17 protein-coding genes are annotated in these 22,006 nt (G+C 71.4%); 14 read left to right on the top strand and 3 right to left on the bottom strand.

The genetic code is table 11. The features are described from left to right. Positions 1 to 198: 198 nt before the first annotated feature. A complete protein-coding gene (locus tag ABVB68_RS12715) occupies positions 199 to 1,272 on the bottom strand; it encodes a methyltransferase (RefSeq protein WP_353601054.1) in 1,074 nt (357 codons plus the stop codon). 527 nt (positions 1,273 to 1,799) lie between these two features. Here ABVB68_RS12715 and ABVB68_RS12710 point away from each other — a divergent pair. The 6 genes from ABVB68_RS12710 to ABVB68_RS12685 all read left to right on the top strand — a co-directional run bounded on the left by ABVB68_RS12710 (position 1,800) and on the right by ABVB68_RS12685 (position 9,789). Next, on the top strand, positions 1,800 to 2,879 hold the full coding sequence (locus ABVB68_RS12710) for a methyltransferase (RefSeq protein ID WP_353601053.1): 1,080 nt from the start codon (positions 1,800 to 1,802) through the stop codon (positions 2,877 to 2,879). 161 nt (positions 2,880 to 3,040) lie between these two features. Continuing rightward, positions 3,041 to 3,922: an LLM class F420-dependent oxidoreductase gene (locus ABVB68_RS12705; RefSeq protein ID WP_353601052.1), complete on the top strand. Its 882-nt coding sequence runs from the start codon at positions 3,041 to 3,043 to the stop codon at positions 3,920 to 3,922. A 113-nt stretch (positions 3,923 to 4,035) separates the two neighbouring features. After that, positions 4,036 to 4,512: a carboxymuconolactone decarboxylase family protein gene (locus tag ABVB68_RS12700; RefSeq protein WP_353601051.1), complete on the top strand. Its 477-nt coding sequence runs from the start codon at positions 4,036 to 4,038 to the stop codon at positions 4,510 to 4,512. A 305-nt stretch (positions 4,513 to 4,817) separates the two neighbouring features. Continuing rightward, on the top strand, positions 4,818 to 7,025 hold the full coding sequence (locus ABVB68_RS12695; RefSeq protein WP_353601050.1) for an ATP-binding protein: 2,208 nt from the start codon (positions 4,818 to 4,820) through the stop codon (positions 7,023 to 7,025). Between the two features lie 223 nt (positions 7,026 to 7,248). Then, a complete protein-coding gene (locus tag ABVB68_RS12690) occupies positions 7,249 to 8,133 on the top strand; it encodes a sigma-70 family RNA polymerase sigma factor (protein ID WP_353601049.1) in 885 nt (294 codons plus the stop codon). Positions 8,134 to 8,289: 156 nt separating this feature from the next. Beyond that, the gene (locus tag ABVB68_RS12685) at positions 8,290 to 9,789 is read left to right on the top strand and encodes an MFS transporter (protein WP_353601048.1); all 1,500 of its coding nucleotides are present in this window, start codon (positions 8,290 to 8,292) and stop codon (positions 9,787 to 9,789) included. Positions 9,790 to 10,090: 301 nt separating this feature from the next. On the opposite strand, the gene ABVB68_RS12680 is transcribed toward ABVB68_RS12685, so the two are convergent. Next, positions 10,091 to 12,028: an acyl-CoA dehydrogenase family protein gene (locus tag ABVB68_RS12680; protein ID WP_353601047.1), complete on the bottom strand. Its 1,938-nt coding sequence runs from the start codon at positions 12,026 to 12,028 to the stop codon at positions 10,091 to 10,093. A gap of 408 nt (positions 12,029 to 12,436) precedes the next feature. Here ABVB68_RS12680 and ABVB68_RS12675 point away from each other — a divergent pair, with 408 nt between their 5' ends. The 6 genes from ABVB68_RS12675 (at position 12,437) to ABVB68_RS12650 (ending at position 18,917) form a co-directional block, all read left to right on the top strand. Next, complete coding sequence (locus ABVB68_RS12675; RefSeq protein ID WP_353601046.1) at positions 12,437 to 13,156, top strand: ScbR family autoregulator-binding transcription factor; 720 nt, start codon at positions 12,437 to 12,439, stop codon at positions 13,154 to 13,156. Positions 13,157 to 13,306: 150 nt separating this feature from the next. After that, a complete protein-coding gene (locus ABVB68_RS12670) occupies positions 13,307 to 14,545 on the top strand; it encodes a cytochrome P450 family protein (RefSeq protein WP_353601045.1) in 1,239 nt (412 codons plus the stop codon). A gap of 231 nt (positions 14,546 to 14,776) precedes the next feature. Beyond that, positions 14,777 to 15,412, top strand: a complete 636-nt coding sequence (locus tag ABVB68_RS12665; RefSeq protein ID WP_353601044.1) for a ScbR family autoregulator-binding transcription factor — start codon at positions 14,777 to 14,779, stop codon at positions 15,410 to 15,412. A 75-nt stretch (positions 15,413 to 15,487) separates the two neighbouring features. Then, complete coding sequence (locus ABVB68_RS12660) at positions 15,488 to 15,721, top strand: acyl-CoA carboxylase subunit epsilon (RefSeq protein ID WP_353601043.1); 234 nt, start codon at positions 15,488 to 15,490, stop codon at positions 15,719 to 15,721. Between the two features lie 120 nt (positions 15,722 to 15,841). After that, positions 15,842 to 17,434, top strand: a complete 1,593-nt coding sequence (locus ABVB68_RS12655) for an acyl-CoA carboxylase subunit beta (RefSeq protein ID WP_353601042.1) — start codon at positions 15,842 to 15,844, stop codon at positions 17,432 to 17,434. Between the two features lie 655 nt (positions 17,435 to 18,089). Beyond that, positions 18,090 to 18,917 (top strand): AfsR/SARP family transcriptional regulator, encoded by an 828-nt coding sequence (locus ABVB68_RS12650; RefSeq protein WP_353601063.1) that lies wholly within the window; start codon positions 18,090 to 18,092, stop codon positions 18,915 to 18,917. A 317-nt stretch (positions 18,918 to 19,234) separates the two neighbouring features. Here ABVB68_RS12650 and ABVB68_RS12645 read toward each other — a convergent pair whose 3' ends face one another. Further along, a complete protein-coding gene (locus ABVB68_RS12645; RefSeq protein ID WP_353601041.1) occupies positions 19,235 to 20,056 on the bottom strand; it encodes an AfsR/SARP family transcriptional regulator in 822 nt (273 codons plus the stop codon). A gap of 280 nt (positions 20,057 to 20,336) precedes the next feature. Here ABVB68_RS12645 and ABVB68_RS12640 point away from each other — a divergent pair, with 280 nt between their 5' ends. Then, entirely contained in the window at positions 20,337 to 20,537 is a 201-nt protein-coding gene (locus tag ABVB68_RS12640; RefSeq protein WP_353601040.1) for a hypothetical protein, read from the top strand. 115 nt (positions 20,538 to 20,652) lie between these two features. Further along, entirely contained in the window at positions 20,653 to 21,654 is a 1,002-nt protein-coding gene (locus ABVB68_RS12635) for an AfsR/SARP family transcriptional regulator (RefSeq protein WP_353601039.1), read from the top strand. The last annotated feature ends 352 nt before the right edge of the window (positions 21,655 to 22,006 follow it).

The following is a 22,006-nucleotide window of genomic DNA, read 5'->3' as shown; positions in this document are numbered from 1 at the left end:
CCGCCCCGCGCCCCGGCGCGGCGCCCCGCCCCGGGCCGCCGGGGGGCCCCCGCCCCCCCCCCGCCGCGCCCACGCCGCTGCCGTCGCGGTGGGAGACGACGGCACACCCGCACGCCCGAACGGGGTGCGCACGCGCAGAGGGGCGGCCCCTGTACGGGACCGCCCCTGATGTGGAGGCGTCACCTGCTCCGGACTGGTTCAGCCCCGCTTCGTCGCGCGGATGACGACGCGGGTGATGATGGCGTCCGCCGGTATGTCGGCGGGGTCCTTGGCGGTCACCTCGGTGACCTCGAAGCCGCACTCCTCCAGCCAGCTCCGGTAGGTGGAGAGCTTCTGCAGACCGCCGTGCCCCATCACGCAGCCGAGGATGTAGGCCGGGAAGAAGTCGGCCTGGTAGTCGCCGGTGTCGGTGATGTCCTCCGGGTACACCGGAGCCAGGACGACGATCTGCCCACCGGGCACCAGGGCCTGATGGGCGTTCCTGAAGATGGTGAGGACCTCGTCCTTGTCGTACATGTCCACGAAGTGCTTCAGCAGCAGCACGTCGAAGCCCCCGGGCAGGCCCTCCAGGACGTCACCGCCGACGAACGAGGAGTGCTCCGCCACGCCCTGCGCCTCGAAGTTGCGCAGGCACTCGGCCTCCAGAGCGGGCCGGTCGAAGGTGGTCACCCGCAGACCGGGCGACCCCTTCAGCTGATGGGTCATGATCGCGCCCAGCCCGTTGCCGCCCAGCACGTCGAGCACCCGCGCCCCGTCCGGGACGTCGAAGCTCCGGAAGAACCAGGGGTACACACTGGCGGTCTCCTGCTGCGCCAGCGGCCCCCACACGGCGCGCACCTCGGCGACCTGGCCCGCGGCCTCGAACAGCGTGCCGTCGAAGCCGTAGAACTCCTTCAGCCCGACAACGTTGCCGCTGCGCACGCTGTCGGCGAGGTAGTACAACTGCCGCAGCATGCCCGTCTTGATCATGCCCATGAAGGTCAGGGCACGCTGCAGATCCGCCTCGGCGACGTCCGCGAGCGCGGCGAGGGTGTAGCCGCCGGTGGCCTCGTCCCGGGTGACGAAGCCCTCCTTCACCAGCAGATGCAGCAACTGCTCCACGGCGTCCGGCTTCGCGCCGACGGTCTCGCCGAGTCCGGCCGCGGTCAGGCCGGCCTCCTTGCGCAGCGCGTCGACGATGCCCAGCTCGAAGCAGGCATAGAGGTTCATGAACCGTGTGGGTCCCACCATGTACTCGCGCATCCGGGCGAGTACGGCATCCGGGCTCGTCACAGGAATCCCTTCGGATCGACTTGTCAAGGCGGGGGTGCCCCCGTGCTCCCCGGTCACCAAGCATCCGTAGCGGTCCTCGAGAGGCGGTGGAGCGGTATGTCCGCCGTGTCCCACGAACCGGCCGTCCGGACCCGGCCCGCCCCGCCAAGACGCCGCCAAGCGGGCGCCAATCGGCCGAACAGTCCCCGCCAAGCCCTGCTGTCCATACTCGCTGCACGCCGCGGCGGGAGGGGGACGAGGCCCATCAGGCCGATGACAACGGCCGCGTCCGGCCGGCGCACACCGGCATCCCTCCCTCCGCACAGTACGTGAGGACCCCACGGCCGGCGGACCCACGGTGGCGGCTCCCGCGCGGGGGCGCCGTCCGCGCCGCCGCCACGTCCGCGCGCCGGCCGCCGCGAGCGGGCACCGCCGTGCGGCCGAGGGTCCCCGGCGCACCCGCTCGACTGCTGACCCACGACCACTGACCGGACATCGGACCAGTTCGTCCGGCGCATGTGGATGACCACTCGAAAAGGATCGGTGAAGTGTCCAAAGACGCTACGCTCGCCCAACTTCGCGGATACATGGTGGGACCCACGCGGTTCATCAACCTGCTGTCCTGCTTCGAACTCGGCCTCATCGACAAGATCCGGGAGAGCCCCGGCCTGACCGCGGCGGAACTCGCCGGCGCGGTCGGCGCCAAGGAAGACGCCGTCGAGCAGTTGCTGAACCTGCCGGTCCACGAGGACTTCGTCACCTACGACGACGCCACCGGCGGTTACACCCTCGGCACGCTCGCCGACGTCGTGGGGGAGGACCTGAAGCGGGTGCTCGCCTTCATGGACCTGGTGAAGGTCACCGTCCTGCGGCAGGGCTTCTACCTGACCGAGAGCGTGCAGGCCGGGACGGTCGTCGGCCTCAAGGAGTTCTACGGCTACGAGGGCACCCTGTTCGGCGCCGTGGCCGAACACAAGGACCTGCGGGAGTCCTGGGCGACGGCGATGGACTCGGAGACCGCCCGGGTCGATCCCTGGTTCTTCAAGAACGTCGAGATCCCGGCCGGCGCGCGGGTGCTGGACCTCGCCGGGAACACCGGGCTCGGCGCGATCCACACCTACAAGCTGAACGCCTCGCCCGGTCTGCGGGTGACCACGTTCGACCTGCCCGAGAAGGAGGAGGAGTGCCTGGAGAACTTCCGGGCCCACGGTGTGGCCGAGCACTGCTCGTTCGTCGGCGGTGACGTCTTCGAGAGCGTTCCCCAGGGCTTCGACGTCGTACTGATCAAGCACTTCCTCGCGCTGTGGGACAAGGACAAGGTGTTCGAGATCTTCGGCGCCGCCAACAAGGCCCTGAAGGTCGGCGGCACGTTGAACCTGCTGGTGCCGCTGTACGCCGAGAACAACAAGGACTCCGTCGACCCCCGCTGCGTCGACTTCTACCCCGCCTTCTTCCTCGGCTGCGCCATGGGGCAGGGCGGCGGGGTGAAGCTGTCGGCGTACCGGCGCATGCTGGAGGACCGCGGCTTCGAGTGGGGCGAGGTGACGTACGAGAGCCCCGCCGACATGCCGGCGGACTCCTTCCCCGTCCACGCCATCGTGTCGGCGACGAAGACCGCGGACATCTAGCACCTGGCCGGCTCCGGCCGCTCCGGGGTCCGCTCACCGGGCCCCGGAGCCAGTGCCCGCCGGACCGCCGGTGGGCCGCCGACGCGTGCCTCACACCTGCCCGACGCATGACCTGAACACCGGTTCGGACGCAACGTCCGCGACAACGAGGTGGAGAAAAGATGAAATTCGGTGTGTTCTGGATGAACACGGACGAGGGCATCGACCCGCTCGAACTCGCCCGCGAGACCGAGGGACTCGGCCTCGAGTCGGTCTTCGTGCCCGACCACAGCCACGTGCCGGTCAACCGCGGGACCTCCTGGGCCGGCACCTCCGACACCGTCAAGCTCACGGACCGCGACGACCTGGGCGAAGCGGCGACGAGCGACATGCCCCGCGACTTCCACCGCAACCGCGACCAGCTCCTGACGCTGACGGCGATGGCCACGGTCACCACGACCCTGCGGGTCGGCACCGGCATCTGCCTCGTGGTGCAGCGCGACCCCATCTATCTGGCCAAGGAGATCGCCACCCTCGACCAGATGTCGCGGGGACGGCTGCTGTTCGGCGTCGGTGTCGCCTCGCCCTGGAACCGCGAGGAGATCCGCAACCACGGCACCGACCCCCGCACCCGGATGAAGCTGATGGCCGAGCGCATGGCCGCGATGCAGGAGATCTGGACGAACGACCAGGCCCAGTACCACGGCGACTTCGTCGACTTCGACCCCATCTACTCCTGGCCGAAGCCGTTCCAGAAGCCCAGGCCGCCGGTGTTCGTCGGCGGGGACCACCCGAACGCCCTCGACCGGGTGCTCGCCTACGGCGACGGGTGGATGCCCGGCCACCACGACGACTCGGGGCTGTTCCGGGCGCGGGTCGCCGAGCTGCAGGAGCGCGCGGCCACGGCCGGCCGCGGGCGTATGGAGATCACCGTCACCCTCGCCCACCTCGACTCGCTCGACGAGTACGCGGCGGCCGGCGCCGACCGCGTCCTGGTCATGCTGCCGACCGGGCAGGAGCGCAAGGTCCTCAAGGAGGTCGCCGACGCCGCGAACAGCTTCTGACCGGCCCGCCGGAGGCGCGGTGACCCACGTCACCTCCGCTCCTGTCACATCGTGTCGGGCCGGTGGGTCTTACAGGTATAAGCACCATCAACGGCACAGCGAAGGAGTCGGTCATGGGTGGCCGTTTGAACGTCTACGAGAACCCCGTCACGGTCAAGTTCCTGAAGCACGTCAGCGCCGCAGCGAGGGCGTACGCGTCGAAGCTGCCCACCCGGACGGTGGAACTGGTGTCGCTGCGAGTGAGCCAGATCAACGGCTGCGGCTTCTGCACGGACATGCACATCAAGGAGGCCACGCACCACGGGGAGACCACGCTGCGGCTCGGCCTGGTCGCGGTGTGGCGGGAGACCAACGTGTTCACCGAGGCCGAGCGGGCCGCCCTGGAGCTGGCGGAACAGGGCACCCGCCTCGCCGACGGCGCCGAGGGCATCACCGACGAGGCCTGGCAGAACGCCGCCAAGCACTACGACGAGGACGGGCTCGGCGCGCTGGTGTCCCTGATCTCCTTCATGAACACCGTCAACCGGATGAACGTCCTCACCAAGCAGCACGGAGGTGACTACCAGGTCGGCTGGCTCACCCAGTGGTGACAGCCGGGAGCGACCGGCCCCGGCACCGGGGCCGTCCCGTGGCAGCCGCTCCTGGGTCCGCTCGGCGGGCCCGGGGGCGGCTGTCCCGCTTCGGATGAGTCGCCGGGCCCTGCCCCGGTGCCGCCCGCCGGACCGGCGTCGAGCGGCCTTCGAGCAGTGTTGGACATCGGCCCACTACGGTGGCCGCAACGCCCGTCCGCATCACTGCGCCACCGCGACGAACAGAACGGAGCGGGCCGCCTGCCGCCCGGCTCACCGGGCCCCTGATGCGGACCTTCCCATCCGAGGGAGGGAACTCCCGGCACATGACCGACGCCCTAGTTGTGGGGACCTCGCAGCACGCGCCGAGGACCCAGGTCCGACGGACCGAGGCCGAGCCGCCGAAGACGCGGGTCATGGTCGAGTTCCATGCGCTGGGCCCGCTGGAGGCGGTCGTCGACGGCCGGCTGGTGGATCTCGGGGCGCCCAAGCAACGCGCCCTGCTCGCACTGCTGGTGAGCCGGGTGGGACAGCCGGTGACCGTGGATCTGATGCTGGAGGCTCTGTGGGCGGGCCACCCGCCGCCGTCGGCGGTGACCTCGCTGCAGGCCTACGTGGCCAACCTGCGCAGGGCGCTGGAACCGGGGCGTGCACCGCGGACACCGGCGACGGTGCTGCGCACGTGCCCCCAGGGCTATCTGGTGGACAGCCGCGTGGTCGACGTCGACGTCCACCGCTTCGGTGAACACGCCAGGGCGGGATGGCAGGCGTGGGACCGGGGCGACCCGCGGCAGGCGCTGACCCTGTTCGAGACCGGGCTGGCGCTGTGGCGGGGACAGGCCTACGCCGAGGTCGCCGGCGCCACCTGGCTGGCGCCGGAGCTGGCGCGACTGGACGGACTGCGCCTGTCCGTCCTCGAGATGCGCTGCGCGGCACTGCTGGGCGTGGGAGCCCATGAGATGGCGGTGGCCGAACTGGAGGCCTTCGTACAGACGCACCCGCTGCGCGAGTACGCCTGTGAACTGCTGGTGCTGGCGCTGTACCGGGCCGGCCGGCAGGCGGACGCGCTGGAGGTGCTGCGCACCACCCAGCTGCGCCTCGCGGAGGAGCTGGGCATCGACCCCAGACCGACGCTGAAGCAACTCGAGTGGGAGATCCTGAACCAGGCCCCGACCCTCGACTGGCAGCCGCCCCCCGCCGGCCCGGCCGTCCGGCCGACCGACGCCCCCACGGCCACACCCCGGGTCCACACCACCGATACGCCGGCCGCTCCGGTCACGGACAAGGAGATCTTCGTCGGCCGCGACAGGGAACTGGCGCAGCTGGCCGACGCGTTGGCCGCGGCGGCCGACCAGGGCCGGGTGGTCACCGTCTCCGGGGAGCCGGGCAGCGGAAAGACCTGCCTGCTGCGGCGCTTCGCCGAGCAGTCCGGCGTACCGGTCCTGTCGGGCACCTGCCCCGAGCACGTCGACGCGCCCCCGCTGTGGCTCTGGGAGCAGGTGCTGCGGGCCGCGAGCACCTGTCTCCCGCAGTGCCCGGTTCCCGGGCCGGTGGCCGAGCTGCTGCGAGGGGCGACCGAGGACCTGGTGCACGGCGCGGACATGATCGGCGCCACCCTGCGCCGGTTCGAGGCGATCGTCCGCTACCTCAGCGACGCCGCCGACACCACGCCCCTGGTCATCCTGCTGGAGAACCTGCATCGCGCGGACCTCAGCTCCCTGCGGCTGCTCGCCCACCTGGCCGAGTCGGTGCCGACGAGCAGGCTTCTGCTGGTGGTCTCCTACCGCTCGGACGAAGCGGCGCCCCTGGCGGAGACCCTGGCCGCGTTGGCCCGCGCCGGGATGACCCGGGTGGAACTGAGGGGGCTCAGCGCGCGGGAGACGCAGGTCCTGGCGAGCGCCGTCCTGGGCCGCGAGGTCGGCCGTCGCACCGCGGACGCCCTGTGGAGCCGCACCGACGGCAATCCGTTCTTCCTGCGCGAACTCATCCGGCTGCTGACCGGAGAACAGCTTCTGGAGCAGGCGGACACGGCGCCGGTGCCGGTGCCGGTGCGCGAGGTGGTGCTGCGCCGCATCGCCCGCCTGCCCCGAACCGCGGCCAAGCTGCTGTCCGTCGCCGCGATCGCCGGGCGGACCTTCGACATCGAAGTCGTCGCCGAGGCCGCCTCGGTGGAGATCGAGGCGGCCCTGGAAGCGCTCGAGACCGCCATCGCCGCGGGCCTGATCGGAGAGGACCAGCAACGACTGGGCTGGTTCCGCTTCACCCACGCCCTCTTCGCCGAGACGCTGTACGAGACGACCGGACGGCTGCGCCGGGCCCGGCTGCACCGGCTGATCGGCGCGGCGACCGACCGGGCGTGGACGGGGAGCACGGAGAAGGACACCGAGACCACCCGGCACCGGCAGCCGGCCGCCGAACCGCCCCCCACCGCCGCCCACCTTCCTCCCGCCGCCGTCGTGGCAGGCGGCGCCGATGCCCGGCCCGCCCCCGAGCACCCCCGTCCCGGCCCCCCGCGAAGCCACCGCGACACATGAGCGCGACCGCCCTTCCCTCCCCGGTCCCGCATCTGGCACTCCGTCACCATCACCTGGGTGAAGTCGACTTGTGCCTCGAGTCGGCATCGGTACGCTGCCGATGTACACCCCTGGTCACCGCGTCCGGCCGGCCGCCCGCGCCGCGCAAGACCGCTCGCTCGTCACGTCGAACAGATATGAGGTGCCACCGTTATGGCAGGTCGCGACAGAGGAGTACGACCTGATGACTGACCCCACCGGGTTGACGGAGGGCTTCGAGCGGAACCGCGTCCGGCTGCGCGCGGTGGCCTACCGCATGCTCGGCTCGCTCGCCGAGGCGGACGACGCCGTCCAGGAGGCCTGGCTGCGCCTCAGCCGGTCGGACACCGACGAGATCAAGAGCCTCGACGCCTGGCTGACCACGGTCGTCGTCCGCGTGTGCCTGAACATGCTGCGCTCACGCAGCGCGCGCCGTGAGGACTTCATGGGCGTGCGCGTACCCGATCCCGTCGTCAGCCTGACGAACGGCACGAACCCCGAGGACGCGGCGCTGCTCGCCGACTCGGTCGGACTGGCGCTCCAGGTCGTGCTCGACACGCTGGCCCCGGCCGAGCGGCTGGCATTCGTCCTGCACGACATGTTCGACCTGCCCTTCGACGAGATCGCCCCCATGGTCGGACGTTCACCGGCCACCGCCAGGCAACTGGCCAGCCGCGCGCGGCGCCGGGTGCGGGGAAACGAGGTCCCGGCCCCGGATCCCGACCTCACCCAGCAGCGGGCGGTCGTCGACGCCTTCTTCGCCGCGGCGCGGCGCGGCGAACTCGGCGCGCTCGTCGCCGTCCTCGACCCCGACGTCGTGCTGCGAGCCGACGAGGGGCCCGCACGTCCGGACGCGTCCGTCGTGGTCCACGGTGCGACCGCGGTCGCCGCCCGGGCGATCATGTTCGAGCGCCCGAGCGCGCGGGTGCTGCCGGCGCTGGTGAACGGCGCCGCGGGAGTGGTCGTGACCGTGGCCGGGAAGCCGGTCTCGGTCATGGGATTCATCGTCTCGCGCGGCAGGATCGTGCAGATCGACGTGATGGGAGACCCCGAACGCCTCGACCGGCTGGAGCTGGCCATCCCCGGCTGACCGCATCCGGTCGGCGCATCACACGCGGCGACCGCCCGGAGACGAGCGGTCGCCGCACCCGTTCCCGCCTCCGGGAGCGCTCACCCCGGCGCTCCCGCCCATTATTTTTCCGGCTCCTTGTCACACCGGGCGGCTTTGAGGTGTCACCCATATAACGTGACTGAAAGGATCCTGAACATGCGCAAGTGGCTGCCGCTTGTCGCGATCTGTGCCGGCACCTTCATGCTGCTGGTCGACGTGACCATCGTGACCGTAGCGCTACCCGACATGTCCGTAAGCCTGGACGCCTCGCTCTCGGACCTGCAGTGGGTGCTCAGCCTGTACGCGCTCGTGCTGGCCGCTCTGGTGATGACCGCGGGCTCGCTCGCGGACCGGATCGGGCGACGCAGCGTGTACCTGGGTGGCCTCGTACTCTTTGCGATCGGCTCGCTGTTGTGCGGCGTGTCCGGGAACGTCGGCCTGCTCATCGCCTCGCGCGGGCTGCAGGGCCTGGCCGCGGCGGCGATGTTCGCCACCACACTGGCCCTGATCACCAGCTCCTACGAAGGCCGGGACCGGGGCATCGCCTTCGGCGCCTGGGCCGCGGTCAACGGCGCCGCCTCCGCCGCGGGACCGGTGCTCGGTGGCGTGCTCACCTCCAACCTCAGCTGGCGGTGGATCTTCTTCGTGAACCTGCCGGTCTGCGTCGTCGCCATCGTCCTCACCCTGATGGCGGTGAACGAGTCCCGCAATCCCCACCCGCAGCGCATCGACCTGCCCGGCATGGTCAGCTTCACCGTCGCCATCGCCGCGCTCGTCTACGCGCTGATCAGAGGGTCCTGGAGCTCCGGCCTCACCCTCGGGATGTTCGCCCTCGCCGCTGTCGCCCTGATCGTGTTCGTCGTCGTCGAGAGCCGGCGGGAGAGCCCGATGCTGGACCTCTCGCTGTTCCGCAACCCGTCCTTCCCGACGGTGCTGCTCGCGGCGGCGGCCCTGCCCGCGGCGGCCTGGGCCTACTGGGCCTACCTGACCCTCTGGCTGCAGTCGGTGCTGGGCCTCAGCGCGATCCAGGCCGGTCTGGTGTTCCTCCCGGCCAGCCTCACCACCTTCACGGTGTCCATGGTGCTCGGCCGGGTGATGCACAAGTTCGCACCAGGCCGGCTGATCGGGACGGGCCTGCTGCTCATCGCCGCGGGCGTGCTCGCCCAGACCGCGCTCGGCCCGGGATCCGGCCGGGCCGTCGTGCTGCCGGGGCTGTTCCTCGTCGGCCTGGGCGCGGGCCTGGTGCTGGGCCCGCTGTCCGCCGCCGCGATGGCGGCGGTGCCCGGGCCGCGCGCGGGCATGGCGTCGGGCGCCGTCAACACCTTCCGCCAGACCGGTTACGCGTTCGGGGTCGCCGTGCTCGGCGCGGTCTTCCACAGCAAGCTGGAGCACACCGCGGGGCACGACCTCGTCGGCCCGCTCAGCAACGGCGAAGCGGGTACCTTGATCGCCCGGGGCAACGACGTGGCGGACCTGGTGCGCCAGGCGTACGCCGACGCCCTGGACGGGATCCTGCTGGTGGCCGCGGGCCTGAGCCTGGTCGCGGCGATCGCGGTGTTCGTGTTCGTGCGACCGCCGCGGCCCGTTCCGGAGCCGAAGGCGGCGCCCAAACCGTCGCTGGCCGCCGACGCGTGACCACCTGAGACACCGCCGCCGTGGCCGGGCCGAGTCCGGTAACCCCCGGCCGGAGGACGCTCGGCGTCCGGCCCGGTCACGGCGCGCGGCACCACGCGGCCCGACCGATCCCGCCGCGTACGGCACACGACGCGGTCCGCGGCGCCCCGGCCGGCGCGCGACGGAACCCCGCCCCTGAAGCCAGGGGCGGGGTTCCGTCGTACCCGTCGTGACGCGCTCGTCGGGGCGGGCGCCCGGGGCGTGAATACGGCGTGACGGCCGGCGATCGCCCGCCGGCCGTCACGCCGTGCCGGGGCGTCTCTCAGGAGGCGGAGTCCGGGTACTCGCCGGCGCTCGCGTGGTCGGCGAGGCAGACGGCGGCGCTGTTGGCGATGGGCACGCCCGCCAGGTACTCCTCCGGCAGGTCGAAGGCGTCGACCAGCGTCGTCAGGTGCGGGGCCAGTTCGTCCATCATCTCGTCGATGACGAAGGGCAGTTCGCGCACCTGCTCGGCGTTCAGGTGCCCCTCGGCCAGCAGATCGCCGGTGCGCCCGGCGAGCTGGTCCAGCAGGAACAGCGTGCACAGCCGCGCCATCAGCCTGTGTGCCTCGGGATCAGCCGCCTGCTCGGCCGCCGCGATGAAGGCGTCGGCCGCCCGGAGCACGGCGTGCGCGGCGACCATCTCCAGAGCCGCCGAGGACGCCTTGTTCCAGCGGGCCACCGGGTTCTTGGCGGGACCGCGGCGCAGAGCGACGCGGGCCCGTGCCTGCCAGATGGCCTCGGACCGGGCGAGCAGCCCGTGCAGATACCGCGGGTCGGTCAGCGCGTCGGGTCCCGCCTGCCGCATCTCACCGGACGCGGTGTCGTGGCCGAACAGCATCTCCGCCGCCGCCTTGGCCCAGATCACCAGGTTGTCGCCCTCGGCGGTGATGGTCCCCTCGGTGTACTGGGGCAGCCCGATCAACCCGTTGACCGCGAACAGGCCCTGGGCACCGCACCGTTCGCGGGCCTCGATGGTGATGGAGCGGGCCTGCCAGGTGATCCACCCCTTGGCGACGGCCACCGTGCGTTCGATGTCGGCGCGGTCGTCCTCGGTGTGCGCGGCCCAGTCGGCGAGGGCCGCGCGGTGCAGGAACGTCATCGCGTAGACGGAGGCCAGCGAGGTGAGCAGCCGGCCGTGATGGCTGCGGTGACTGTTGACCGGTATGCGCTCACCCGCCTTCGGGCCGGCCACCTCCCGGTGCTCGCCGTAGCGCACGGCGATGGCCAGGGCGGCCCGCGCCGCCCCGACGGCGGCACCGCTCATGCACAGCTTGCCCATGGTGACCCGACCGATGGAACGCAGGAACCGCTTGCGCCGGTTGCCCACGTTGCTGACCAGGGTGCCGTCCTCGCCGTAGCGGCCGTGTTCGGCTTCCAGCAGGGCCTCGCGGGGCAGCCGCACCCGGTCGAAAGCGGTGAGGCAGTGGTCGACGGGCGCGCCGGGGCGCAGCGGCAGCCGGCGCACCCGGATGCCCGGCAGCAGGCCGCGCTCGTCGCTCAGCGGGGTCAGGAAGAGGAACACGCCCTGGTCCTGGCCGTCCACGATGAGCCGGGCGGCGACCACGGCCGTCTTGGGGCCGCCGGTGGTGCTGGTGTTGGGCATGAACTTCTCGGCGCCCGCGTGTGGCGTGTGCAGGACGAACCCGCCCGTCTCGCGGTCGAGTTCGGCGGTCGTCTCCAGCGCGGCACTGTCGTTGCCGTGGTCCAGTTCGGTGCACAGGAACGTACCGGTGCGGCGCAGCGACGTGAACTCGGACAGGTCCCGGCCGGAGGTGTCGTGGTCGAGCAGACTGCCGAGGAACAGGTTGTAGTGAATGCTGGCGACCGTGCACAGGCCTCCGCCGCCGTCCACGATGGCCGCCCACTCGTGCAGTCCGGCGAGCAGACCGGGGTCGGTGGCGAGGCGCTCCGGGTCTCCGGCCGTGTCGTTGACCAGCCGCAGCCATCGGTAGGACTGGGCCGCCTGCTCGGCGGGGGAGCGGCCCGGCCGATGACGGAAGGTGTCGTCGGCTATCAGCCGCCGCCACCTGTGGTGGACCCGCTCCCGCTCGTCGTCCCGGCCGAAGAGCAGCCGGGCCAGTTCGGCGGCCGGCGCGGCCGCCGTTCCCGCGGGATCGCTCACCGCCGAAGGGTCGTTCGCGCGCGAGACCAGGTCTGGCGGGTGCTGCGCGGGCTCGCCGGTGGGACGCGTGCCGGGCTGGACTGTCAGAAGGGCCATGACCCTCTCTCCCCGTTGTCGCAGATCCGGAGCTGGATGTGCAGACCACAAAAGATACGGACCCACCGGTTTTCTCTTCAAGCCGATTAGAGGTAAATCACAACCGGTCGGTAGTACGGTTCTTGACGGTGATTCGAGTGGGTCCGGAGCGGAATACCCTATTCCGACCGGCGGTTCAAGGGTGCCCCCGCGCGTAGTATTGCGGATCGGGAGGATAAAATACCAAGCGGAAGGTTTCCTTCCGATGAAGTGCATGCGTAACCGAACGCCCGTAACGGGCGCGTGGACGCATGGCCGGGGCGAGAGCCCCTCTATGGTTGACCGTTGGACTTGGGGGGTGGCGGAATACAAACCCGCCGGTTTATTTTCTACGGCAGGATCGGATGAACTGCGCGGAGGTATCGGACCGTGGCACTGCAGGAACGGGCCATCAGGACGAGGAGGGCCATCCTCGTCGCGGCCGCCGCGGTCTTCGCGGAGGTCGGCTACGAGGCTGCGACGATCTCCGAGATCCTGCACCGGGCCGAGGTCACCAAGGGCGCCCTCTACTTCCACTTCGCCTCGAAGGAGGAGCTGGCCCAGGCGGTCCTGGCCGGCCAGCTCGCCGCGATGCCGGCCGCGCCGCAGCAGCAGCTGAAACTGCAGCAGGGCCTGGACGAAGCGTTTCTGCTCGCTCATCTCCTCGCCGAGGGTGACCCGGTCGTGCAGGGCAGCATCAGGCTGACGGTCGACCAGGGCGCCCCGAACGACGCCCTGGACCGGCGGCTGCCGATGAGCGCCTGGATCGGGCACAACATCGACCTCCTGGGCAAGGCGAAGGAGAACGGGGAGCTGCTGCCCCACGTCGACGTGGAGGCGGCGGCCCGGATGTTCGTCGGCGCGTTCACCGGCGTTCAGGTGCTGTCGAAGATCATGTCCGACCATGCCGATCTGCCGGAGCGCGTGGCGGATCTGCAACGGCACCTCATGGCGAGCATCGCGGTCCCGGCGGTGCTCATGCAGCTCGACACGGCCGCCGACCGGGGGGCCCGGGTGTTCGAGGCCGCGATGAAGCTGCGTGAGGCAGGAGAGGAGGGCGCGCCGGACCAGACCGTTCCGGCCGCGGAACAGGCCGGCGCCGCCGGCTGACGCACGACCGGGCCAGGCCCGGACAGCACAACTGAACAGTCGTTGGGGGCGTGGGATCGGTGCGCCCTCGGAGGGGAGGGCGGGGGACCCCTCCCCTGGGCACGGCACGACGCAGACACGTGCACGACCGAGACCCGGGGAGAAACGACCATGAAGACGACGTCCTGCCCTTACGCCCTCGATGTGACGGGGCGCGACCTGGCAGGTGAGGCGGCGATGTTGCGGGCCCAGGGCCCGGCCGTGCGGGTGGAGCTGCCGGGCGGTGTCATCGCCTGGGCGGTGACGCGGCAGCGGCACATCGAGCGGCTGCTGACCGATGAGCGCGTCTCGAAGGACCCGCGCCTGCACTGGCCCGCGTTCATCGAGGGGAAGATCACCGAGGACTGGCCGCTGTATCCGTGGGTGGCCAACGAGAACATGCTGTTCGCCTACGGCGACAGCCACGCCCGGTTGCGCCGGCTGGTCGCCGGGGCGTTCACCGCCCGGCGGACCGAGGAGCTGCGGCCCAGGGTCGCCGCGATCACCGCGGAACTCGTGGACAAGCTCGCCGCCGTCCCGCCCGGCACGCCGGTCGACCTGCGCGCCGGCTTCGCCGAACTGCTGCCCATGCGGGTGATCTGCGAACTGTTCGGGGTTCCGCAGGGAGAGGCGACGGACGCGCTGTGCGTGGCGCTGCACAAGGTCTTCGGTACGACCCTCACCGGACAGGAGATAGAGGCCGCCCGCATGGAGGCCTTCATGCTGCTGGCCAACCACGTGGCGGCTCGCCGGGCCGAGCCGGGCGACGACCTGACCTCGTCGCTCATCGAAGCGCGGGACCAGGGGGACCGGCTCAGTGAGGAGGAGTTGTTCGGCACCCTCTTCCTCATGATCGCCGGCGGTCAGGACACCACCGCGGCGCTGATCACCAATGCCCTGGGCGCGTTGCTGAGCCACCCCGAGCAGCTGGAGCACGTTCGCGCGGGCCGGGCCACCTGGCAGGACGTGTCGGCCGAGACCATGCGCGTGCACACCCCCGGCGCCTACTCGCCGATGCGGTTCGCCGTCGAGGACATCGATCTGGACGGCGTGGCCATCCGCAAGGGCGACGCGATCCTGGTCAACTTCGCCGCCGCCGGCCGGGATCCCGAGCGCTACGGCGAGCACGCCGACCGCTTCGACGTACTGCGCTCGGACCGCGAGAAGAACAGCATCGGGTTCGGCTACGGCACGCACCGCTGCATGGGCGCCCCGCTCGCCGAGGTGGAGGCCACCGGGGCCTTCGCCGAGCTGTTCGAGCGCTTCCCCAGGATGCGGCTGGCCTGCTCACCGGAGGAACTGCGGCCCATGCAGAGCTTCCTGATGAACTCCTACCGGGAGCTGCCGGTCATCCTGACTCCGGCGGACTGACACGGACACGGCGTGGCCGGCGGGACTCCGCCATCCCGGCCCGGGATGGCGGAGTCCCGCTGCGTTCCGGGCGGCGCATGAGGCTGAAGGACACGTGCGTGGCGGGGCGGGCAAGTCCGTGCCGGCGGCCCGTGTGCGGACCCGGCGTGGAGGGACGTGCGGACGCACCCCGACAAACATACCAAGCGAGCGGTTTGTTAGGATCCCCGTTCCCGGGCGAGAGGAAGCGTGGTGGCCAAGCAGGACCGAGCGGTGCGCACGCGCCAGATCCTGATCCGCGCAGCGGCCGAGGTGTTCGCCGCCGACGGGTACGCCCTGGCCTCCCTCTCCGTGATCAGCAAACGCGCCGGGGTGAGTTCCGGCGCCCTGCACTTCCACTTCGCCAGCAAGGACGACCTGGCCAGGGAGATCGAGTCCGAGGCGGCGGACTCCGGAGAGCGACTGGCCGAGGGCTGCCGCAGCACGACCGGGTCCGCGCTGCAGGTGCTGGTGCGTACGGCGTTCGGTCTGGTGCTCGCGGCCGCCGACGACCCCGTTCTCCGGGCCGGGCTGAAACTGAGCGGCGACCCGTCGCGCAAGGGTGACGCGGAGCTGCTCGACTGGTGGCGCGGCCTGGTGCGGGACTTGGTCCTGCAGGCGCGGGACACGGGAGAGCTCGCGCAGGACGTCTCGGCCGACGACGCGACGACGACGATCGTCGCGGCCACGGTCGGGTTCGCGGTGATCGCCATGGCGGAGGCCGAGTGGCCCACCGCGGAACGCCTCGCCCGTTTCTGGTCCCTGGTGCTGCCCTGGCTGGCGGCGGCCCCCGAGCGCGTGCCCGACCTGGTGACCCACGGCGCCCAGCGGCACGCCCGCGTCCACTGAGCGGAGTGCTGTTCCAGCGGGCCCAAAGCTCCTCTTGAGCGCGATGCCGGACGGTTGCGGAAAAGAGGAGGCGGCATGGACGACGGGTTCGCCCCAGGGGGCTCGGGGCCGACGGGTGGCGCGCACGCTCTGCTCCGGGTGGAGCGGGGCCGGGCCACGGACGCGGAACTGGCCGCCGTGACCGTCGTGTTGCTCTCGCTGATGGCCGACCAGAGCGAGGACACGGGCGTGCGGCGGAGCCCCGGCGCGCCGCGGTGGCGCCCCGAACGGGTGGCCGCCGCCTACCGCTCCCCCTACAGCTGGCGGTGAAGCCGCCGTCGTCCATGGCTCATTCGTCTGCGGCCCGTACCCCCGCCTGCATCAGCCGCACAGGCGGTCTGGCGGCGGGAGCGACCTCCTCCGGGCCTCACCACGTGGGAGGGATACGCCGTGAGCGTTGTCAATGACATACCCCGGGTCTCGGAGGAGGTGGCCGCCACCCGTGCACGCGTCGCCGAACTGCGGACGGTGCGGGCGGAGGCGCTGGCCGGTCCCGGCGAGAAGGCGACCGAGGCGCAGCACGCCAAGGGCAAGCTGACGGCGCGGGAGCGGATCGGGCTGCTCCTGGACCCGGGTTCCTTCCAGGAGGTCGAGCAGCTGCGCCGGCACCGGGCGACCGGTTTCGGGCTGGAGGCGAAGAAGCCGTACACCGACGGTGTGATCACCGGCTGGGGCACGGTGGAGAGCCGTACGGTCTTCGTCTACGCCCACGACTTCCGGATCTTCGGCGGTGCGCTGGGCGAGGCCCACGCGACCAAGATCCACAAGATCATGGACATGGCCATCGCGGCCGGTGCGCCGCTGGTGTCGCTGAACGACGGCGCGGGTGCCCGTATCCAGGAGGGCGTCTCGGCGCTGGCCGGTTACGGCGGCATCTTCCAGCGCAACACCCGGGCGAGCGGGGTCATCCCGCAGATCTCGGTGATGCTCGGTCCGTGCGCGGGCGGCGCGGCCTACAGCCCCGCGCTGACCGACTTCGTGTTCATGGTCCGCGAGACCTCGCAGATGTTCATCACCGGCCCGGACGTGGTCAAGGCGGTCACGGGCGAGGAGATCACCCAGAACGGCCTGGGCGGCGCCGACGTCCACGCCGAGACCTCCGGCGTCTGCCACTTCGCCTACGACGACGAGGAGACGTGCATCGAGGAGGTCCGGTACCTGCTCTCGCTGCTGCCGCAGAACAACCGCGAGTATCCACCGCACGGCCCGAGCACCGACCCGCCGGCGCGGCGGTCACAGGCGCTGCTCGATCTCGTCCCGGCGGACGGCAACCGCCCGTACGACATGACCAAGGTCATCGAGGAGATCGTCGACGACGGCGAGTACCTGGAGGTCCACGAGCGCTGGGCCCGCAACATCATCTGCGCCCTGTCCCGCCTCGACGGCCAGGTCGTCGGGATCGTCGCCAACCAGCCGCAGACCCTGGCCGGCGTCCTGGACATCGAGGCGAGTGAGAAGGCCGCCCGGTTCGTCCAGATGTGCGACGCCTTCAACATTCCCCTGGTCACCCTCCTGGACGTTCCCGGGTTCCTCCCCGGGGTGGACCAGGAGCACGGCGGAATCATCCGGCACGGCGCGAAGCTGCTGTACGCCTACTGCAACGCCACCGTGCCCCGCGTCTCGATCATCCTGCGCAAGGCGTACGGAGGTGCCTACATCGTCATGGACTCCCAGTCCATCGGCGCCGACCTCACCTACGCCTGGCCGACGAACGAGATCGCCGTGATGGGCGCGGACGGCGCCGCGAACGTCATCTTCCGCCGGCAGATCGCCGAGGCCGACGACCCCGACGCGGCACGCGAGCGCATGGTCAAGGAGTACAAGGCCGAGCTGATGCACCCCTACTACGCGGCCGAGCGCGGCCTGGTGGACGACGTCATCGACCCCGCCGAGACCCGCGAGGTGCTGAGCCGCGCCCTCGCGATGCTGCGCAGCAAGCACGCCGAGGTGCCCTCGCGCAAGCACGGCAACCCGCCGCAGTAGCACGGCGGCCGGCCGCGCCGGCGGACGCCCTCCGGGGCGGGGCTGCCCGCGGGCCCCCAGGCCCCCGACGCGCTCCGCCGCGCGCGGAGCCACCGCTGACGCCTCGTCACCCCCGGACGCCGGCCGGCGCGCCCGCCGGCTCGGCGTGGTGTCATGCGCGAGCCCCGGCCGGGCGCCGAGCCGCCCACAAGCGCGGTGGAAAAGCCGGCCCGACGTCTCGAAGCAAACAGACCGACACGTTTTTCCCACCGAGGCTTCAGGCGGCCTTTCACGGCCGGGCGGAGGCGCAGGTCGGCGTGCCTCCACGGCCCTGCCCGCTCGCGTCATCCCGTAGGACGGGGAACTGCGCATTTTCAGCCCGCCCGTTCCGGACTTCCAGTGGCGCCTTGTTTTCGCTGCTCTGTGCGCTGTGAAAGCGGAATGTGCGGGTCAGCCTGCGGTTTCTCCTGGCCGGGTCGGGAGGAGGGCGAACGTCCGTTTGATATGTAGTGGCTGAAATGCGTCGCTTCAGCGAGTCTTGAGCCGTCTTGGATTGACAAACCGACTGTGCTGTTTTTTTATCGGGGGGTCCAATTGCGAGGCAGAGCATCGGGCCGCGGCATCGGAAGCGCACATGCCGAGTACCGGTCTTCAGCCTGAACTCATGGGGGAGAATGTGGACATCAATGTGCTGGGCCCGCTATCAGTGCGCGAGAACGGGGTGTCCGTCGTTCCGACGGCGCCCAAACCGCGGCAGGTTCTCGCCCTGCTCGCGCTCCACGCAGATCAGGTCGTCTCCGTGAACGCTCTGGTGGAGGAGCTGTGGGGAGGCAAGCCTCCCCGCAGCGCACGCACCACGCTGCAGACCTACGTGCTGCAACTCCGGGAGCTGATCGCCGAGGCGCTCGCCCACGGCGGGAACGAGCGGTGCACCCCGAAGGACATCCTCGCCACCGTCCCCGGCGGCTACCGCCTGGAGACGCGGGCCGGAATCGTCGACTTCCGGGAGTTCGAACGCGGCGCGGGAGCCGGCTACCGCGCCATGGACGCGGAGGACTACACCGGCGCCGCCCGCCGGCTGGCGGACGCGCTCTCGCTGTGGAGCGGACCCGCGCTCACCGACATCCAGGCGGGCATCCGGATCGACATGGAGGCCAGGAGGCTGGAGGAGGCGCGGCTGTGCGCGCTCGATCAGCGCATCGAGGCCGACCTGCGGCTGGGCCGGCACCGCGAACTGCTGCCCGAACTGACGGTGCTGGTCAACCAGTTCCGGATGCACGAGAGCCTGCACGGGCAGTTCATGCTGGCGCTCCACCGCTCGGGCCGGCGCGGCGAGGCGCTCGACGCCTACCAGCGGCTGCGCACCACGCTCGTCTCCGAGCTGGGCCTGGAGCCGTCCGCCGCGCTCAGCCGGCTGCAGCGCTCCATCCTGGTGGCCCGTCCGGAGAACTCACCGGCGGCGCCGAACACCGCGGGCCACGGCCTGGTCGCCCGCACGGTCTGACACCCACCGTCCTCCGGCCCACCGTGCCCGGCCGGGCCGGGGGAGTGGGTGCCGTGAAACCGCCGTACCCAGCGGTCCCCGGCACACCGGAACACGCGCAGGACGATCGCTGTCGCCGCGCAACGCATCCCCCCATCGGACATCACTGCCCGATGGGGGGATGACGCATGGCATGGGCCCGCGGGCCGCGCGCCCCCGCCGCGCGCGGCCCGGTCGCCCTGCGTCCGCACAGCGGCCCGCGGGAGGATGGGGTGAGACCCTGACGGCGAGTGCCGGCCTGTCGGCAGAGGGAGGGGCCTCGCCGCTCGCTCCCGGCATCAGGCCGCGTACAGGTCGAACGTGGACGTGCGGCGCGGCCCCGCGGCGACGTCCAGGCCGGGATCGACCGCGAGCATCGCCTGGTGCATGCGCTGCAGCTGCGGGGAGGGCTCCACCCCGAGTTCGTCGATGAGGCGCTGACGCAGCCGGCGGTACACATCCAGCGCGGCGGCCTGCCGGCCCGAGCGGTACAGGGCCACCATTGCCTGCGAGTGCAGCCCCTCGTGCTGCGGATGACGGGCGATCAGGTCGGTCAGCTCGGGGATCAGCTCGACGTGCCGGCCCAGTCGAAGCTCGGCGTCGATACGGCGCTCTCGGGCGACCAGACGACTCTGCTCCAGCCGCATCACCTCGACCTCCAGCACCGGCCCGAGCCGGACGTCGACGAGCGCCGGCCCCTCCCAGAGGTCCAGCGCCTCACGCAGCAGGGAGGCCGCGCCGGCGTCATGGCCGTCGTCGAACGCCTTCCGGCCCTCCACGACGAGCCTCTCGTAACGGTAGACATCGACCGCCTCGGCGGGGATCTGGAGCAGATAGCCGCCGTAGCGGGTGGCGAGCACGTCCTTGGCCGAACCGGGCACGTCCGGGCCCATGGCGGTGCCCAGCAGACGGCGCAGCTGCAGGATGTACGTCTGAAGCGTCGTCAGCGAGCTCTGCGGCAGCTCGGTGCCCCAGATCTCCTCCATCAGGGTGGGCACCGGCACGACCCGGCCGGGGTTCAGGGCGAGCAGCGCCAGGATCTGGCGGGGCTTGCCCGCCGTCGGAACGATCGAGATTCCGTTCACTTCCGCGTTCAGCGCGCCCAGAACTTTTATGTTCATTCTTCCTCCGTATCGTTTCCGCTGTTGCCGGATCAGTGCGTCGGCGAGGCTTCAGATGGTGTCTTCAACGGCGATTCCCCTGCGGTTTTCGCGGGCCAGCCGCGAGGGGGGGTGCAGCTTCCGTCGAGAGCCGCGCGAGACGGTGTCGAGCGCTTCTCGAGCGGCACTGCCCGACCGGCGCTGACGGACCGCTGACACGGCGCTGACGCGGTATCGGCGCGCTGGTGACGGCTGCCGGGACACCTGTTCCGGCCGGGCCCGTGCTGTTATCTTTCCAGCCATGGCGACGGAAACGAAGCGTTCGACCGCCTATCGCGACGGGGACACGCTCATCATGGGACTGCTCGCCCGGCTCGCCCCGACGGGCGGAAGCGACTTCTTGCCGGACCTGCCGGGCCGAAAGCTCCTCGCCCTGGTCGGCCATTACCACCGGCGCCCGGTGCGGGTGGGTTTCCCGGAGCCGGCCGCCGAGCGTCCTTGACATTCCCTGGAGAAAGACTCCACGCAAACCTGGGTCCGGGTGGTGGATCCCGCATTCCCCGGGCATGCCGACTACGGTGCCGAGGACTCTTTGGATATCCCCGTGCGAGGACGGCATGGAGTTTCGGATTCTGGGTTCCGTGCAGATCTGCGACGCCCGCACCGATCTGCGGATCGTGCCCGTGGGCGCCAAGCAGCGCACCCTGCTCGGCGCCCTCGTGGTCAAGGCCGGGCAGGTGGTGCCCACCGGCCGTCTCGTCGACGAGTTGTGGGGCGACGAACCCCCCGCGAACGCGGCCAACGCCCTGCAGGCGCACGTGGCCCGGCTGCGCAGACTGCTTCCGGCGGGACCGGGGGAGCGGCAGCACGAGTGGCTGGCCACCCACCCCACCGGCTACATGCTGCGCCCGGGGGACCTCGATGCGGACGTCGACGCACGCCGCTTCACACGCCTGGTCGCCGAGGGCCGGACGCTGCTCGCCACCGACCCCGCCCGCTCGGCCGACGTCCTGCGTGCGGCACTCGGACTCTGGCGGGGCGCGGCCCTGGAGGGCAGCGGCCGAGGCGCCATCTGCTCGGCGGAGGCCGCCCTGCTGGAGGAAGGCAGACTCGTCGCCCTGGAGACCCTGTACGACGCGAGCCTGCGCGCGGGGGCCGCGCGTGAGATCACCGGCGAGCTGGAAGAGCTGACGGTCGTCCATCCGCTGCGCGAGCGCTTCTACGAACTGCTCATGACCGCGCTCTACCGGTGCGGCCGGCAGGCGGAGGCCCTGGTCACCTACGAACGGGCCCGCCGCAGACTCGTCCACGACCTGGGCATCGAGCCGGGACCCGCGCTGCGCCGCCGGATGGAGTCGATCCTCCGCCACCGGGACTTCGACGCGGACCCGGGCGGCCCCGTGCGCACGGAACCCCAGGGTCCGGGGACCGGCCGCACCGCGATGCCCGGCGGCTCCTCGGGCGAGCCGGTGACCGACGAGACCGACGTACGGCTGCTGCGCGACGAGATCGCCTGGCTGCGCCGGCACGTCGAGCGGCTCGCCCAGCAACAGCAGGACCTGCTCAGCCTGCTCAGCCGGCTCGACCGGCTCACCCTGCGCGAGGCGTCCGTCCTCTAGCGCCTCCACGTGTTCCCGGTGAGCACCGCCCGGGACGCGGACGGGAACCGCACCCCGGCCGGAGCCGTCACACCCCCACCTCCCGGGACGCCGACGCGGAAGGGCGGCGCCGCGTCCAGCGTCGCCCGAGTGCGGCCCATGCCGCGCACGAGAGGCTTCGGACAGTATCGGGCCGCGGACCATCAGTGAGGTCTCGCCCGGAGCGGCTCTTGCCACCCTCTGCGGACATCGGCGGGGCCGCGCGGCGCGAAGAGCGGCGGGGGTGCCGCACCGGAACAGGGACCGGTGCGGCGCGCAGTGGTGTGCGAGACGTCGGTGCGGCGCAGGCGGCCGCGGATCACGAGGGGGATGG

Source organism: Streptomyces sp. NPDC096012 (genome assembly GCF_040426375.1).
Lineage (GTDB): Bacteria > Actinomycetota > Actinomycetes > Streptomycetales > Streptomycetaceae > Streptomyces.
Note: the sequence above shows the minus strand (reverse complement) of the source record. Positions and strands in the feature narration are given on the sequence as shown.

Bases quoted from the DNA above. Each gene is read 5' to 3' on its own strand.
- ABVB68_RS12705 (WP_353601052.1), top strand. From the start codon at position 3,041: ATGAAATTCGGTGTGTTCTGGATGAACACGGACGAGGGCATCGACCCG.
- ABVB68_RS12700 (WP_353601051.1), top strand. From the start codon at position 4,036: ATGGGTGGCCGTTTGAACGTCTACGAGAACCCCGTCACGGTCAAGTTC.
- ABVB68_RS12695 (WP_353601050.1), top strand. From the start codon at position 4,818: ATGACCGACGCCCTAGTTGTGGGGACCTCGCAGCACGCGCCGAGGACC.
- ABVB68_RS12690 (WP_353601049.1), top strand. From the start codon at position 7,249: ATGACTGACCCCACCGGGTTGACGGAGGGCTTCGAGCGGAACCGCGTC.
- ABVB68_RS12680 (WP_353601047.1), bottom strand. From the start codon at position 12,028: ATGGCCCTTCTGACAGTCCAGCCCGGCACGCGTCCCACCGGCGAGCCC.
- ABVB68_RS12670 (WP_353601045.1), top strand. From the start codon at position 13,307: ATGAAGACGACGTCCTGCCCTTACGCCCTCGATGTGACGGGGCGCGAC.
- ABVB68_RS12660 (WP_353601043.1), top strand. From the start codon at position 15,488: ATGGACGACGGGTTCGCCCCAGGGGGCTCGGGGCCGACGGGTGGCGCG.
- ABVB68_RS12645 (WP_353601041.1), bottom strand. From the start codon at position 20,056: ATGAACATAAAAGTTCTGGGCGCGCTGAACGCGGAAGTGAACGGAATC.
- ABVB68_RS12640 (WP_353601040.1), top strand. From the start codon at position 20,337: ATGGCGACGGAAACGAAGCGTTCGACCGCCTATCGCGACGGGGACACG.
- ABVB68_RS12635 (WP_353601039.1), top strand. From the start codon at position 20,653: ATGGAGTTTCGGATTCTGGGTTCCGTGCAGATCTGCGACGCCCGCACC.